The sequence below is a fragment of the Shigella sonnei genome, from assembly GCF_002950395.1.
Lineage (GTDB): Bacteria > Pseudomonadota > Gammaproteobacteria > Enterobacterales > Enterobacteriaceae > ECMA0423.
The window spans coordinates 3,115,964-3,130,027 of the sequence record NZ_CP026802.1 but is presented as its reverse complement, the minus strand read 5'-3'; the positions used below and the strand labels follow the sequence as shown (position 1 = coordinate 3,130,027).

Here is a 14,064-nt window from a genome sequence, read left to right as displayed (position 1 = left end):
TCCTCACCCTGAAAGATGAGCAATGAATTTCTATTGCGCTCGATCGGTTCCCTCTCCCTTAGGGAGAGGGTTAGGGTGAGGGTAAAACGCAAACTTACTCTTCGCCGTTAAACCCAGCGCGGTTTAACAGGAACTGTGCCAGCAACGCTACCGGACGACCGGTTGCGCCTTTTGCTTTACCAGAACGCCAGGCGGTTCCTGCAATATCCAGGTGCGCCCAGTTGTACTTACGGGTAAAGCGTGACAGGAAGCAACCTGCGGTAATCGCCCCACCAGGACGACCGCCAATGTTCGCCATATCGGCAAAATTGGACTCCAGTTGTTCCTGATACTCGTCACCCAGCGGTAAGCGCCATGCGCGGTCACCGGATTGTTCAGACGCGGCAATCAGTTCATGGGCCAGCGGATTATGGTTCGCCATCAGACCAGTAATATGATGACCCAGCGCGATCACGCAGGCACCGGTCAGCGTCGCCACATCAATCACCGCTTCCGGCTCAAAACGTTCAACGTAAGTTAACACGTCGCACAGTACCAGGCGGCCTTCGGCATCGGTGTTCAGCACTTCAACGGTTTGACCGGACATGGTGGTTAACACATCGCCCGGACGATAGGCACGCCCGCCAGGCATGTTTTCACAGCCTGCCAGCACGCCAATAACGTTAATAGGCAGTTGTAGCTCTGCGACCATCCGCATCACGCCGTAAACCGCTGCCGCACCGCACATATCGTACTTCATCTCATCCATGCCTTCTGAAGGCTTGATGGAGATACCGCCGGAGTCGAAGGTTAAACCTTTACCCACCAGCACGATTGGGCGTGCATCTTCCGACGCGTTGCCTTTGTACTCAATCACCGACATCAGCGATTCGTTTTGCGAACCCTGACCGACCGCCAGATAAGAGTGCATCCCCAGCTCTTTCATCTGCTGTTCGCCGATAACGCGGGTGATAACATTCTTGCTGTAGCTGTCAGCCAGCTGGCGCGCTTGTGAAGCGAGGTAAGCGGCGTTACAGATATTCGGCGGCATATTGCCGAGATCTTTTGCTGCTTTAATCCCGGCGGCAATCGCCAGACCGTGCTGGATCGCGCGCTCACCGCTGGTCAGTTCACGGCGGGTCGGCACGTTGAACACCATTTTACGCAGCGGACGACGCGGTTCGCTCTTGTTCGTTTTCAGCTGATCGAAACTGTAGAGCGTCTCTTTTGCAGTCTCGACAGCCTGACGCACTTTCCAGTAGTTGTTACGGCCTTTAACGTGCAGTTCAGTCAGAAAGCAGACCGCTTCCATTGAGCCAGTATCATTCAGCGTATTAATGGTTTTCTGAATAACCTGCTTGTACTGACGTTCATCCAGCTCACGTTCTTTGCCGCAACCAATAAGGAGAATTCGCTCGGAAAGTACATTCGGAACATGGTGCAGCAACAGTGTCTGCCCCGGTTTTCCTTCCAGTTCGCCCCGACGTAGCAGGGCGCTGATGTACCCATCGCTGATTTTATCGAGCTGTTCTGCAATCGGAGAAAGGCGACGTGGTTCGAAGACGCCCACGACGATGCAGGCACTCCGCTGTTTCTCCGGGCTACCGCTTTTTACACTAAACTCCATGCACTACGCTCCTGAATCTTAAAGACAACGGCGGTGGCTACAGATAGAATTGCAAGCTTTCGTAACTCATGTCCGCTGTTGCGATGACTTCGTGTTAATCTTAACGTTATTACGGCATTGGCACGTCAGAACAAAATCTGAGAGGTGAATCCGTTGAGTATAATTATCTTAGCGACGATTTCGACGACTCAAGAGAATAAATGACGTTTAAGCCATGAAACAAGCTAAAATCCTGCAAAAGACGAGTTTTTACGGGCGTATTTAAAGTGATAATCATAAGATATCTGGTGCGGGAGACGCTCAAAAGCCAGCTGGCGATACTCTTCATCTTGCTTTTGATCTTCTTCTGTCAAAAGTTAGTGAGGATCCTCGGCGCAGCGGTTGACGGCGATATTCCGGCGAATCTGGTGCTCTCCCTTCTCGGGTTGGGCGTGCCGGAAATGGCGCAGCTTATCCTGCCATTAAGCCTGTTCCTCGGGCTGCTGATGACGCTGGGCAAACTGTATACCGAAAGTGAAATTACGGTAATGCATGCCTGCGGTCTGAGCAAAGCGGTGCTGGTGAAAGCGGCAATGATCCTTGCGGTGTTCACGGCAATCGTCGCGGCGGTTAACGTGATGTGGGCGGGACCATGGTCATCGCGTCATCAGGATGAAGTGTTAGCAGAAGCGAAAGCGAACCCTGGCATGGCGGCGCTGGCGCAAGGGCAATTCCAGCAAGCGACTAATGGCAGCTCGGTGCTGTTCATCGAAAGCGTTGACGGCAGCGATTTCAAAGATGTGTTCCTCGCACAAATTCGACCAAAAGGTAATGCACGTCCTTCTGTGGTGGTGGCCGATTCCGGACATTTAACCCAGCTGCGCGACGGCTCCCAGGTCGTCACTCTCAACCAGGGAACGCGCTTCGAAGGCACTGCACTGTTACGCGATTTCCGCATTACGGACTTTCAGGATTATCAGGCGATCATTGGTCACCAGGCGGTGGTGCTCGACCCGAACGATACCGACCAGATGGACATGCGCACATTGTGGAACACTGACACCGATCGTGCCCGCGCAGAACTGAACTGGCGTATCACGTTGGTATTCACCGTGTTTATGATGGCACTTATGGTTGTACCGTTGAGCGTGGTTAACCCGCGTCAGGGACGCGTACTGTCGATGCTGCCAGCCATGCTGCTGTATCTACTTTTCTTCCTGATCCAGACCTCCCTGAAATCGAACGGCGGTAAAGGTAAGCTGGACCCGACGCTGTGGATGTGGACCGTTAACCTGATTTATCTGGCTTTGGCGATTGTTCTCAACCTTTGGGACACCGTGCCGGTCCGCCGCCTGCGCGCCAGTTTTTCGCGTAAAGGAGCGGTGTGATGCAACCTTTTGGCGTACTTGACCGCTATATCGGTAAAACTATTTTCACCACCATCATGATGACGCTGTTCATGCTGGTGTCGCTGTCGGGCATTATCAAGTTTGTCGATCAGCTGAAAAAAGCCGGGCAGGGGAGTTACGACGCGTTAGGCGCAGGAATGTATACCTTGCTGAGCGTGCCGAAAGATGTGCAAATCTTCTTCCCGATGGCGGCTCTGCTTGGGGCGTTGCTTGGTCTTGGGATGCTGGCGCAGCGCAGCGAACTGGTGGTGATGCAGGCTTCTGGTTTTACCCGTATGCAGGTGGCGCTGTCGGTGATGAAAACCGCCATTCCGCTGGTCTTGCTGACGATGGCGATTGGTGAATGGGTCGCGTCGCAGGGCGAGCAGATGGCGCGTAACTACCGTGCGCAGGCGATGTACGGCGGCTCGTTGCTCTCCACTCAGCAAGGCTTATGGGCGAAAGATGGCAACAACTTCGTCTACATTGAGCGGGTTAAAGGTGACGAAGAGTTAGGTGGCATCAGTATTTATGCCTTTAACGAGAATCGTCGTCTGCAATCCGTACGTTATGCCGCTACCGCGAAGTTTGACCCGGAACATAAAGTCTGGCGTCTGTCGCAGGTTGATGAATCTGATCTGACCAATCCGAAACAGATCACCGGTTCGCAGACGGTGAGCGGCACCTGGAAAACCAACCTCACGCCAGACAAACTGGGCGTGGTGGCGCTGGACCCGGATGCACTCTCCATCAGTGGTTTGCACAACTATGTGAAGTATCTGAAGTCGAGCGGTCAGGATGCCGGACGTTATCAGCTCAACATGTGGAGCAAAATCTTCCAGCCGCTATCCGTGGCGGTGATGATGTTGATGGCGCTGTCGTTCATCTTTGGCCCACTGCGTAGCGTACCGATGGGCGTGCGTGTGGTCACCGGTATCAGCTTCGGTTTTGTCTTCTACGTACTGGACCAGATCTTCGGCCCGCTGACGTTGGTTTATGGCATCCCGCCGATCATCGGCGCACTGTTGCCAAGCGCCAGCTTCTTCTTAATCAGCCTGTGGCTGTTAATGAGAAAATCGTAATCTAACAAGGGAGCGAAAGCTCCCTTTATTATTGTTGACAAAGTCAAATACGAGTTCGAACGGTCCCCTCGCCCCTTTGGGGAGAGGGTTAGGGTGAGGGGCACAGATCACGTCTGACTTACCTTTTTCTCCCCCCAGCAAACTCCCCAACATCCCGCGTACAATCTGATTCGTCACCTGGCGAGCGGCGCTTTTCGCCATTGTTTGCACCACACCATCTTTCTTCCCGCCGCGTGGTCCGGTAGTGCCAAACAAAATATCCTTCAATCCACCAAGAATACCGTCATCCACCGCCACCTCTTTCCCTTTCACGGGGGGATTATTTTGCTGCTCGGTACTGGCCTGAAAGCCTTTTTGCAGCATCTCATAGGCGGACTCGCGGTCCACCTCATCTTCATATTTGCCATACACCGGGGAGTGATTAATCAGGCCATTACGCTCATCTTCCGTCACCGGCCCCATTCGCGAACAAGGTGCGATCACCATCGCCCGTTCCACCACTGAAGGACTTCCTTTCGCATCGAGAAACGAGATTAACGCCTCGCCGGTCCCCAGTTCCTGGATTGCCTTTTCGGTATCAAACGCCGGATTGGCCCGCATGGTTTGCGCCGCTGCCTTCACTGCTTTCTGATCTTTAGGCGTAAAAGCACGCAAAGCGTGTTGAACGCGATTACCGAGCTGCCCTAGCACGTTATCCGGGATATCTGACGGGTTTTGCGAAACGAACCAGACGCCCACGCCTTTTGAGCGAATAAGCCTTATCACCTGCTCAATCTTATCCAGCAGTACCTGTGGCGCATCGTTAAACAGCAGATGTGCTTCGTCGAAGAAAAACACCAGTTTTGGTTTCTCCAGATCGCCCGCTTCAGGCAATTGTTCATATAACTCTGAAAGCATCCACAGCAGGCTGGCGGCGTACAGTTTCGGCATCTGATAAAGTTTCTCGGCGCTGAGGATATTGATAACGCCTTTACCGTTGGCATCGGTGCGCATCCAGTCTTTGATATCCAGCATCGGCTCACCAAAGAAGTGTTCTGCGCCTTGCTGTTCCAGCGACAGTAATCCGCGCTGGATGGCACCAACCGATGCGCTACTGATATTTCCGTACTGATTCTGGAAGGATTTGGCGTTATCGCCGATGTACTGGGTAATCGCCCGCAAATCTTTAAAGTCGAGCAGCAACAATCCCTGATCGTCCGCAATGCGGAAGATAATATTCAGCACGCCAGATTGCACATCGTTGAGATTCAACAGTCGTGCCAGCAACAGCGGCCCCAGATCCGAAACCGTCGCCCGCACCGGATGGCCTTTCTCGCCAAAGATATCCCACACCACCACCGGATTGGCATGCGGTTGCCAGTCGTTGACGCCGATATTTTTCAGTCTTGCGAGCAGTTTTTCCGACGCCGTTCCTGCCTGCGCGATGCCGGTCAGATCGCCTTTCACATCGGCCATAAACACCGGAACACCGATTTCCGACAATGACTCTGCCAGTTTTTGCAACGTGACAGTTTTACCCGTCCCCGTTGCGCCAGTAATCAGCCCGTGACGGTTAGCCATTCCCGGCAGTAAAAACAGTTCTGTGTCCGGCGTGCGGGCAATTAACAGGGGTTCGCTCATGAGATTTCCTCCAGTTTCCTGCCTGGAGTATAGGCAACGTCCGGCAAAGAGAATATGTGTAATGAAGAGAAAATAACCTAAAGCGTGTTACCGTGATAAATCTGATACCCGAGGTCAACAGTGTTGTGGTTGTGATCGTTATTCTTAATCTTGCTCAGCAACATTTGGGCGGCCATCCGACCAATATCAAAACGGGGAGTAATTACGCTGGCGAGGCTTGGGATCATTTGCCTGCCAATCTCCAGCCCATGAAAACCCGCAATGGAAATTTGTTCTGGCACGGCGAGGTTTCGCTCGCGGCACAGCAGAAGCGCACCCATCGCAATATCGTCATTGGTGCAAAATACACCGTCTAAATCCGGGTTTGCGCTAAGGGCATCACGCATTAACTGCATTCCTAAATGAATGGATGAGATGGCGCGTGGATTCATGCGTAATGGGGAAAGATTATGCAGCATCATCGCATCGCAATACCCCTGATAACGCTGTTCATCGCGGGTGTCATCTTTGGAACCGAGATACAGAATTTTGCGCCTGACTCGCTTATCCAGCATGGTACACACCATGTCAAAAGCAGCCTGCCGATTATCAAAACCGACCTCCATATCCAGCCGTTCTCCCTGTACATCCATCAATTCCACGACCGGAATGGTGGCTGAACGCAGAAATTTCACCGTCCTGATGGTGTGATATTTTTCCGAAAGAATAATCCCGTCAATGTTATAAGAGAGCAGGTTAATCACCGACTCTTCTTCGGAATCGCGATCGTAATTGTAATTAGCAATAAGGGTCTGATAATTATGCACAGAGGTGACGGATTCTATTCCCGCGAGAATGTCAGCGAAGAGTTGATTTTGAAATGACGGAATCAAGATACCGAGGGTATAACTTTGTGCATTCAACAACATGCCGGGAGCGCGATTAGGGATATAATTGATCTCTTCCATAATTTTGGCGATGCGCTCGCCTGTTTCCTTTGCCACCTTTTTCGGCGAGCGGATATAACGACTCACGGTCATTTTTGTTACGCCAGCCAGCGTAGCGATATCCTGTAAAGAAATTCTGTGATTGCGCATAACTTCTCCCAACGTCGGGGGAATCTTCAATCTTCCCCCGAAACTACATCACAATATTTTATTCTTTCAGTGCAATACGGCGTTAATGGCTAACACGCCCAGCAAACCCATAATAGAAATAAGGGTTTCCATCACTGTCCAGGTACGCAACGTTTCACCAACCGTCAGATTAAAATACCCTTTAAATAGCCAGAAGCCAGGGTCGTTTACGTGTGACGCGATCACGCTGCCCGCACCAGTTGCCAGTACCATTAAAGCGGGATCGGCATGGGTAACGTTGATAATCGGCAACACCACACCCGCGGTGGTAATGGCCGCGACGGTGGCAGAGCCCAGAGCGATACGCAACAGCGCCGCGACAGTCCAGCACATCAATAACGGCGAAAGCGTAGTTCCGGTCATTAAGTGTGAAATATACTGCCCGACACCACTATCTACTAATACCTGCTTAAACGCGCCGCCGCCAGCGATAATAAACACAATCATCGCGATAGCGCCTATAGAATCCCCAATGATATCCATGATTTGCTCGATGGTGCGTCCATTACGTCGGCCCAGTGTGAAAATCGCAATAACAATGGCAATAAACAGCGCAACGGCAGGGTTACCGACAAATTCAAAGAAGAGGCGCACGGTGTTAGTTTTCGGTAACGTAATTTCACAAACGGCGGCGATAGCCATCAGGATGACCGGGATCACTGCAGCAAAAATACTGTTCCAGAAGGAGGGCATCTCCTCTTCGCTAAACAGATGAGGATTAAATAAGCCTTCCGGTGGTGCTTTCTCAAAGCGAGTTAGCAGTTTAGAAAACAGCGGTCCTGCGACAATAACTGTCGGAATGGTAATGATAAATCCATACAGTAAAGTCGTTCCGAGATTAGCCTCAAAGATAGTCGCGATGGCAGTAGGCCCTGGATGTGGCGGCAGAAAACAGTGGGTTACAGAGAGCGCTGCTACCATCGGTACGCCAACATACAACAGGGGTAATCCAGATGATGCCACGATGGTAAATACCAACGGCAACAGCAGGACAAAACCCACTTCAAAAAACATGGCGAGGCCCACAACCAGACCGGTGATCACTAGCGCCCATTGCACGCGTTTTTTACCAAAAGTAGCAATCAGCGTAGTGGCGATACGTTGTGCCGCGCCCGTATCAGAAATCAGCTTGCCTAACATGGCCCCGAAACCGAGGATCATTGCCAGCCCGCCGAGCGTGCTGCCGATACCATTTTGTATAGAGTGCAGGACGGCCTGTGCATCCATCCCTTCGGCAAATCCGACGACGGCAGCTACCAGAACGAGGGCAATAAAGCCGTTAACTTTAAAGCCGATCATCAGGATAAGAAGCAGCGCGACGCCTGCCGCAATAATGATTAATGGCATAGTCTTTATCTCTTATTAGTGCCAGAAAAGCAGCGCTTTCGCGCTGCACGTAGGGTGGTGGGTAGGGTGGTGGCTGTTAAACAGCCACTAACATGCCGCCATCAACAAACAACAGGTGGCCGTTTACGAAATCAGAGGCTTTTGAAGAAAGGAACACCGCAGCACCAATCAGTTCCTGCGGATCTCCCCAGCGTGCGGCGGGGGTCCGTTTGCACAACCAGGCGGTGAAGGCTTCGTCCTCAACCAGTGCTTTAGTCATTTCTGTTTTGAAATAGCCCGGCGCAATACCGTTGACCTGAATATTGTGGCGCGCCAGCTCGACGCACATGCCGCGGGTGAGCATTTTTACCGCCCCTTTCGATGCGGCATAAGGGGTGATGGTGTCACGTCCCAGTTCGCTTTGCATCGAGCAAATATTAATAACTTTACCTGCCTTGCGTTCAACCATGTGACGAGTTACCGCTTGCGATACCAGGAACACGGCGGTCTGGTTTACTGCGATCACATCATTCCACTCTTGTTCAGGGAACTCAGTAAAAGGATGACGGCGCTGGATACCGGCGTTATTCACCAGCACATCAATGGGGCCGATGTCCTTTTCGATATGTTCAACGGCGGCATCAATTTCATGTTTATGAGTAACATTAAAAGGTGCGGCAACGGCCTGAATACCCTCCTGGTGGAGTTTTTCTACAGCAAGTTCTGCGCGTTCGGCAGTAATATCATTAATAATTATTTGTGCGCCATATTTACCCAGGCCGGTTGCCAGTAAATAGCCAATGCCCTGTGCTGAACCGGTAATCAAGATATTTTTTCCTGCCAGTGAAAATAGATCGTTCATTGTATTATTCCTTTATTTATCTCTTAGAAAACAAGCTGGACTTTTGCTGCCTGGGTTTTATCACCGGCGAAACGTAGCGCCTCTTCCAGGTCAGTGAAGAGATATTCAGCACTCAGTAAAGGCAGTGGATTGATAACGCCATTCGCCAGCCATGACACTGCGGTATTAAATTCGCTGGTAAAACGGAAAGAGCCTTTGAGTGAAATCTCCTTACCAATCAACGTCATCATTGGGAATTCTGCCATCGCGCCTCCCATCCCTACCTGCACCATTACGCCGCGTGCACGAGTGACCTCCAGACAGGTATTCACTGATGAAGGATGACCGGACACTTCAAAGCTGACATCGAAATGGCCTTTTTCCGCTTTCCAGTGATCCATGTCGTCGTTTTGTGGGTTTACGAGCACATCCGCACCCATCTCTTTGGCCAGCGAAAGGGAACGGGGACTCACATCGGCACAGACAATTTCCGCGGACCCCAGTGTTTTCACAGCACTGACAATCAGGCAGCCAATGGGCCCAACACCGGAAACAAATACTCGCTTGCCCTGTAACTCGTCGGCCTGATGTGCGGCATGAATCGCGACGGCTAAAGGTTCGGCAAAAGCCATAACCTTTTCGTCAGCTTTGGCCGGATAAGGGACACATTGCGACGTTTCGACCATTTTATAACGGGTAAAACCACCATCAACATGAGGGAAATACATGGCACTGCCAAAAAAACGCATATCTGTACACTGATTCTCGTTATGTTCAATGCAGTATTTGCAGTGACCGCACGGTTTAGACGGATTAATGGCTACCGTTTGCCCTTCATGTAATTCTGATGAGTCGCTATGAATAACTTTACCGATAACTTCATGACCTAACACCATCGGTGCCTTTATCATGAAATTACCTACTTTTCCTTCCTGATAATAATGTAAATCGGAACCGCAAATTCCACCTCGGGTTATTTGTACTAATGTTCCATTATTATTCCAATCTATCGTCTGCTCGGTAACGGCAACAGTTTTCTTGTCCGCAACAACGCAGGACTGTGTTTTCACTTGCATAAATTCCTCACTGGTCAGGTAGACACCTCGGAAGCATTTAAGCGGTTTTAATTGTCATTATTTGTGATGAAGATCACGTCAGAAAATTGTTACATTACTATGTTACGCATAACGTGATGTGCCTTGTAATTCTTATCAGCAGAAATAAAAAAACGTGAAATTATTATGCCACCAGGCGTAGTATCGCAGCAGGTAAGATGATTCAGGAGATTTTAAATGGCGGGTGAAAGCTTTATTTTGATGGGCGTTTCAGGGAGTGGTAAAACATTAATTGGTAGCAAGGTTGCCGCGTTATTATCTGCTAAATTTATTGATGGTGACGATCTTCATCCAGCCAAAAATATAGATAAAATGTCGCAGGGTATTCCATTATCTGATGAAGATCGACTTCCCTGGCTGGAACGCTTAAATGATGCTTCATACAGTCTTTATAAAAAGAATGAAACAGGATTTATTGTCTGTTCATCATTAAAAAAACAGTATCGTGATATTTTACGCAAGGGTAGCCCCCATGTTCATTTCCTCTGGTTAGATGGCGACTATGAAACTATTCTCGCGCGAATGCAGCGGCGGGCTGGGCATTTTATGCCGGTAGCGTTACTAAAAAGTCAGTTTGAGGCGCTGGAGCGTCCACAAGCAGATGAACAGGATATTGTACGCATTGATATCAACCATGATATTGCCAATGTCACCGAACAATGTCGGCAGGCCGTGCTGGCGATACGACAAGACAGAATATGTGCGAAAGGGGGTAGCGCCTCAGATCAGCGCTGCGAATGATTTTCAAAAATCGGCTTTCAGAACCACGCGGTAACGCGCCTTACCGTTGCGCACATGCTGGATGGCGTCGTTTATTTTCGACATCGGGAACAGTTCGGTGGTCGGCGCAACCTTGCTGCGGGCCGCAAAGCGCATCAGCTTACGAAGCTCATAAGGTGTGCCGGTTGCTGAACCAGAGACGCTGCGGTCGCCCGCAATTAACGTAAAGGCCGGAACAGACAGCGGCGTGAGGACCGCACCGACGGTGTGGAAATTACCGCCATACGTCAGCGCCTCAAAATAAGGCTGCCAGTCGAGGCTGACGTTGACGGTGTTGATAATGAGATCGAACTGCCCCGCAAGTGTTTTCAGTGCCTGCGGATCGCGGCTATTCACCACTTTATCGGCACCCATCGCCAGTACTTCCTGCTCTTTCGCAGGATTCGAACTAAAGGCTGTCACCTCGCATCCCATTGCGTGCAGAAGTTTTATAGCGATATGCCCCAGCCCGCCAATACCAATTACCCCAACGCGGCTGGTAGCAGTGATATGGTGCATCAACAGTGGTTTAAAGACCGTGATACCACCACACAGCAGCGGCCCGGCGGACTCGATATCGATATTTTCCGGCAGTGGGATCACCCATTGCCAGTCTGCACGCAACTTCTCGGCAAAACCGCCGCGATTCATAATTGTTGGCACCGCACCTTGCTCGCAGTTGATCTGATTACCGCTAATACAGGCGTCGCAATGCCCGCAGCTACGCGCCGTCCAGCCAATCCCGACACGCTGACCGACCTGCAAACCTTTATCCTGCGCGGCGCTCCCGAGCGCCACCACGCGCCCAATCACCTCATGCCCGGCAACCAGCGGATACTGTGAAAATCCCCATTCGTTGTCGATCATCGACAGATCGGAATGGCAGATCCCGCAGTAATCCACCTGCACTTCAACATCTTGTGGCTTCAATTCACCGGGCTCGTACTCATAAACTTCCAGTTCGCCGCCCGCTTCTTTTGCGGCATAGCTTTTTATCATCGACATTTTTTGGTCCTTCTCTGGTGTTGTCTGGGAAGTGTAGAGCATGGCAGGGCGGGGTGCCTGGAGTGTGACAAAGGTTACACATCGCTGTATGCAATGCTGAAAATTTCAGCACTTAGCGAGGTGCGAGCAAGCTGGCGCTTGCATGGTGGCGTGCGACAGGTATAATCCACAACGTTTTCCGCATACCTCTTCAGTGCCGAAGTGGCGAAATCGGTAGACGCAGTTGATTCAAAATCAACCGTAGAAATACGTGCCGGTTCGAGTCCGGCCTTCGGCACCAAAAGTATGTCAATAGACCTCAACTGAGGTCTTTTTTATGCCTGAAATTCAGTATTTATCTACCTTTCCCGCTATATTAACTCTCTCAAGGTCAACCGATATCAACGTACTTCTACCAACATATGTTGGTACAGATGATGGTATTTCCGGTTCGATAATGCTTGTACCAACAGGGAGGGAATACGCATGGCATTAACAGACATCAAAGTCAGAACAGCTAAGCCAACAGATAAGCAATATAAGTTGACTGATGGTGGCGGTATGCATCTGCTTGTCCATCCAAATGGTTCTAAGTACTGGCGTTTGCAGTACCGTTATGAGGGAAAGCAAAAGATGCTGGCACTTGGGGTTTATCCTGAAATCACACTCGCGGATGCCAGAATACGTCGTGACGAGCCACGTAAGCTGCTTGCGAATGGCGTCGATCCGGGAGACAAAAAGAAAAGTGATAAGGTTGAACAGAGTAAAGCACGAACCTTTAAAGAAGTCGCGATTGAGTGGCATGGCACCAATAAAAAGTGGTCTGAAGATCATGCCCATCGTGTGCTAAAAAGTCTGGAAGATAATCTTTTTGCAGCGCTTGGTGAACGTAATATCGCTGAGTTAAAAACTCGAGATTTATTAGCACCTATTAAGGCCGTAGAAATGTCTGGACGTCTTGAAGTGGCTGCTCGTCTTCAACAGCGCACTATGAGGTGTACTGGCAATAGCGGACACTACCATTTGTTCTTTTTTTAAGCAGCCATCTGATGATATTTTTCCCTGAAGGCTGCCGGGGAGATATTCCCCAGACGAGAGTGACGACGCTGACGATTGTAGAAAATCTCAATGTATTCCCGTATTACTGAGATGGCTTCATCCCGGTTATTAAAACGATAGTGGCTCAGGCTCTCATTTTTCAGCGTTCCCCAGAAGCTTTCCATCGGAGCGTTGTCGTAACAGTTACCTTTACGCGACATTGATGTTTTCAGACCAGACTGCTCCTGTATGACCCGGTAATCGTATGCGCAGTACTGTGAACCTCGATCAGAGTGGTGGATTAGCCCGGCAGGTGGGCGCTGGCTCCTGAGCGCCATAAACAGGGCTTTACCTGTCAGCTCTTTTGTCATGCGCTCTCCCATGGCGTAGCCGACAATTTCGCACGTATAAACATCTTTGATGCCAGCGAGGTACAACCATCCCTCCTGTGTGGCAACATACGTCAGGTCCGCCACCCAGACCTGATTTGGTGCTGTAGGAGCGAACGTCTGGTTCAGCAGATTTGGCGCAACTGGCAGATTGTGGTTCGAGTTCGTAGTCGCTCTGAACTTGCGTTTCTGCTTACAGCGTAGCCTTAGCTCCTTACGAAGACGTGCCAGTCGGTCACGACCAACGATGATGCCATTCTCTGCCAGCTCCGTCTGGAGCCGCCGGGTTCCATATGTTTCGCGAGTGCGGATATGTGCCACCTTAATCTCCAGTTTTAGCCGCTCATCACTTTGTTTTCTGTCTGAGGGTTCATGCTGTACCCAGTTGTAATAACCGCTCCTGGATACACCAAATACCTGACACATCGCTTCAATGGGAAATTGTTGTCGCCATTGTTCGATTAACGCGTATTTTTCAGCGACTCCTGTGCAAAATACGCTGTTGCTTTTTTTAATATATCTCGCTCAAGGCGAGCTTCATTTAACGCCTTACGCAGTTGCAGAATTTCAGATTCCAGTTCAGCCACCGTGCGGGAACCAGGAGTACCGAGCCCTTTTCTGGCGGCGGTAACCCATTGTCCTAAAGTGCCTTCAGGAAGAGATAATCGGGAAGCGCCTTCACTGATCGAAAGTTGATTTTCAGGAACCGTTCTGACAGCTTCGGCTTTGAACTCTTTAGAGTAACGTTGGGTTTTTCTGCTCATTATTAGCTCCTTCTGATGCCATTCTATTTCAGGAAGGAGTGTCCGTTAAACTCAGGCT

12 protein-coding genes, 1 tRNA gene and 1 pseudogene are annotated in these 14,064 nt (G+C 50.5%); 6 read left to right on the top strand and 8 right to left on the bottom strand.

Going from position 1 to position 14,064, the window contains the following annotated elements:
• Positions 1-94: 94 nt before the first annotated feature.
• A complete protein-coding gene (pepA, locus tag C1P89_RS16255) occupies positions 95-1,606 on the bottom strand; it encodes a leucyl aminopeptidase (protein ID WP_000397144.1) in 1,512 nt (503 codons plus the stop codon).
• 153 nt (positions 1,607-1,759) lie between these two features.
• On the opposite strand from pepA, the gene ytgA reads away from it, so the two are divergent.
• From ytgA to lptG, 3 genes are all read left to right on the top strand, one after another.
• Positions 1,760-1,810, top strand: a complete 51-nt coding sequence (gene ytgA, locus C1P89_RS26050) for a protein YtgA (protein WP_211180521.1) — start codon at positions 1,760-1,762, stop codon at positions 1,808-1,810.
• Between the two features lie 62 nt (positions 1,811-1,872).
• A complete protein-coding gene (gene lptF, locus C1P89_RS16250) occupies positions 1,873-2,973 on the top strand; it encodes an LPS export ABC transporter permease LptF (RefSeq protein WP_000584117.1) in 1,101 nt (366 codons plus the stop codon).
• Complete coding sequence (gene lptG, locus C1P89_RS16245; protein WP_005138419.1) at positions 2,973-4,055, top strand: LPS export ABC transporter permease LptG; 1,083 nt, start codon at positions 2,973-2,975, stop codon at positions 4,053-4,055. Before lptF ends, lptG begins: the two co-directional genes overlap by 1 nt.
• Here lptG and C1P89_RS16240 read toward each other — a convergent pair.
• The 5 genes from C1P89_RS16240 to idnD form a co-directional block, all read right to left on the bottom strand.
• On the bottom strand, positions 4,038-5,675 hold the full coding sequence (locus C1P89_RS16240) for a helicase HerA-like C-terminal domain-containing protein (RefSeq protein WP_094112644.1): 1,638 nt from the start codon (positions 5,673-5,675) through the stop codon (positions 4,038-4,040). The two genes, lptG and C1P89_RS16240, sit on opposite strands and share 18 nt — an antisense overlap.
• A 77-nt stretch (positions 5,676-5,752) precedes the next feature.
• Complete coding sequence (idnR, locus tag C1P89_RS16235; protein WP_001304655.1) at positions 5,753-6,751, bottom strand: DNA-binding transcriptional regulator IdnR; 999 nt, start codon at positions 6,749-6,751, stop codon at positions 5,753-5,755.
• 66 nt (positions 6,752-6,817) lie between these two features.
• Positions 6,818-8,137, bottom strand: a complete 1,320-nt coding sequence (gene idnT, locus C1P89_RS16230) for a gnt-II system L-idonate transporter (protein ID WP_001128336.1) — start codon at positions 8,135-8,137, stop codon at positions 6,818-6,820.
• 76 nt (positions 8,138-8,213) lie between these two features.
• Positions 8,214-8,978, bottom strand: coding sequence for a gluconate 5-dehydrogenase (idnO, locus tag C1P89_RS16225; RefSeq protein ID WP_000998703.1), 765 nt, complete (start codon positions 8,976-8,978; stop codon positions 8,214-8,216).
• Between the two features lie 23 nt (positions 8,979-9,001).
• A complete protein-coding gene (gene idnD / locus C1P89_RS16220) occupies positions 9,002-10,033 on the bottom strand; it encodes an L-idonate 5-dehydrogenase (RefSeq protein ID WP_001197407.1) in 1,032 nt (343 codons plus the stop codon).
• A gap of 216 nt (positions 10,034-10,249) precedes the next feature.
• Between idnD and idnK the strand changes: the two genes are divergently transcribed.
• Positions 10,250-10,813 (top strand): gluconokinase, encoded by a 564-nt coding sequence (gene idnK, locus C1P89_RS16215; RefSeq protein ID WP_000896737.1) that lies wholly within the window; start codon positions 10,250-10,252, stop codon positions 10,811-10,813.
• 3 nt (positions 10,814-10,816) lie between these two features.
• Here the strand turns inward: idnK and ahr are convergent, their stop codons facing one another.
• Positions 10,817-11,836, bottom strand: a complete 1,020-nt coding sequence (gene ahr / locus C1P89_RS16210; RefSeq protein ID WP_005138461.1) for an NADPH-dependent aldehyde reductase Ahr — start codon at positions 11,834-11,836, stop codon at positions 10,817-10,819.
• A gap of 195 nt (positions 11,837-12,031) precedes the next feature.
• Here ahr and C1P89_RS16205 point away from each other — a divergent pair.
• Together C1P89_RS16205 and C1P89_RS16200 are read left to right on the top strand one after the other, a co-directional pair.
• Positions 12,032-12,116: transfer RNA gene (locus tag C1P89_RS16205), tRNA-Leu, on the top strand.
• Positions 12,117-12,301: 185 nt separating this feature from the next.
• Positions 12,302-12,829: pseudogene (locus C1P89_RS16200) on the top strand (tyrosine-type recombinase/integrase); the annotation flags it as partial.
• 20 nt (positions 12,830-12,849) lie between these two features.
• Here C1P89_RS16200 and C1P89_RS16195 read toward each other — a convergent pair.
• Positions 12,850-14,006, bottom strand: a protein-coding gene (locus C1P89_RS16195) for an IS3-like element IS600 family transposase (RefSeq protein WP_087879933.1) whose coding sequence is annotated in 2 segments (ribosomal slippage) — positions 12,850-13,757 and positions 13,757-14,006 — 1,158 coding nt in all. Because the reading frame shifts where the segments join, the coding sequence is not laid out codon by codon here.
• Positions 14,007-14,064: the final 58 nt, after the last annotated feature.

Coding starts and splice junctions, on each gene's coding strand:
- lptG (WP_005138419.1), top strand. CDS start 2,973: ATGCAACCTTTTGGCGTACTTGACCGCTATATCGGTAAAACTATTTTC.
- idnT (WP_001128336.1), bottom strand. CDS start 8,137: ATGCCATTAATCATTATTGCGGCAGGCGTCGCGCTGCTTCTTATCCTG.
- idnD (WP_001197407.1), bottom strand. CDS start 10,033: ATGCAAGTGAAAACACAGTCCTGCGTTGTTGCGGACAAGAAAACTGTT.
- C1P89_RS16240 (WP_094112644.1), bottom strand. CDS start 5,675: ATGAGCGAACCCCTGTTAATTGCCCGCACGCCGGACACAGAACTGTTT.
- pepA (WP_000397144.1), bottom strand. CDS start 1,606: ATGGAGTTTAGTGTAAAAAGCGGTAGCCCGGAGAAACAGCGGAGTGCC.
- ahr (WP_005138461.1), bottom strand. CDS start 11,836: ATGTCGATGATAAAAAGCTATGCCGCAAAAGAAGCGGGCGGCGAACTG.
- idnO (WP_000998703.1), bottom strand. CDS start 8,978: ATGAACGATCTATTTTCACTGGCAGGAAAAAATATCTTGATTACCGGT.
- idnR (WP_001304655.1), bottom strand. CDS start 6,751: ATGCGCAATCACAGAATTTCTTTACAGGATATCGCTACGCTGGCTGGC.
- idnK (WP_000896737.1), top strand. CDS start 10,250: ATGGCGGGTGAAAGCTTTATTTTGATGGGCGTTTCAGGGAGTGGTAAA.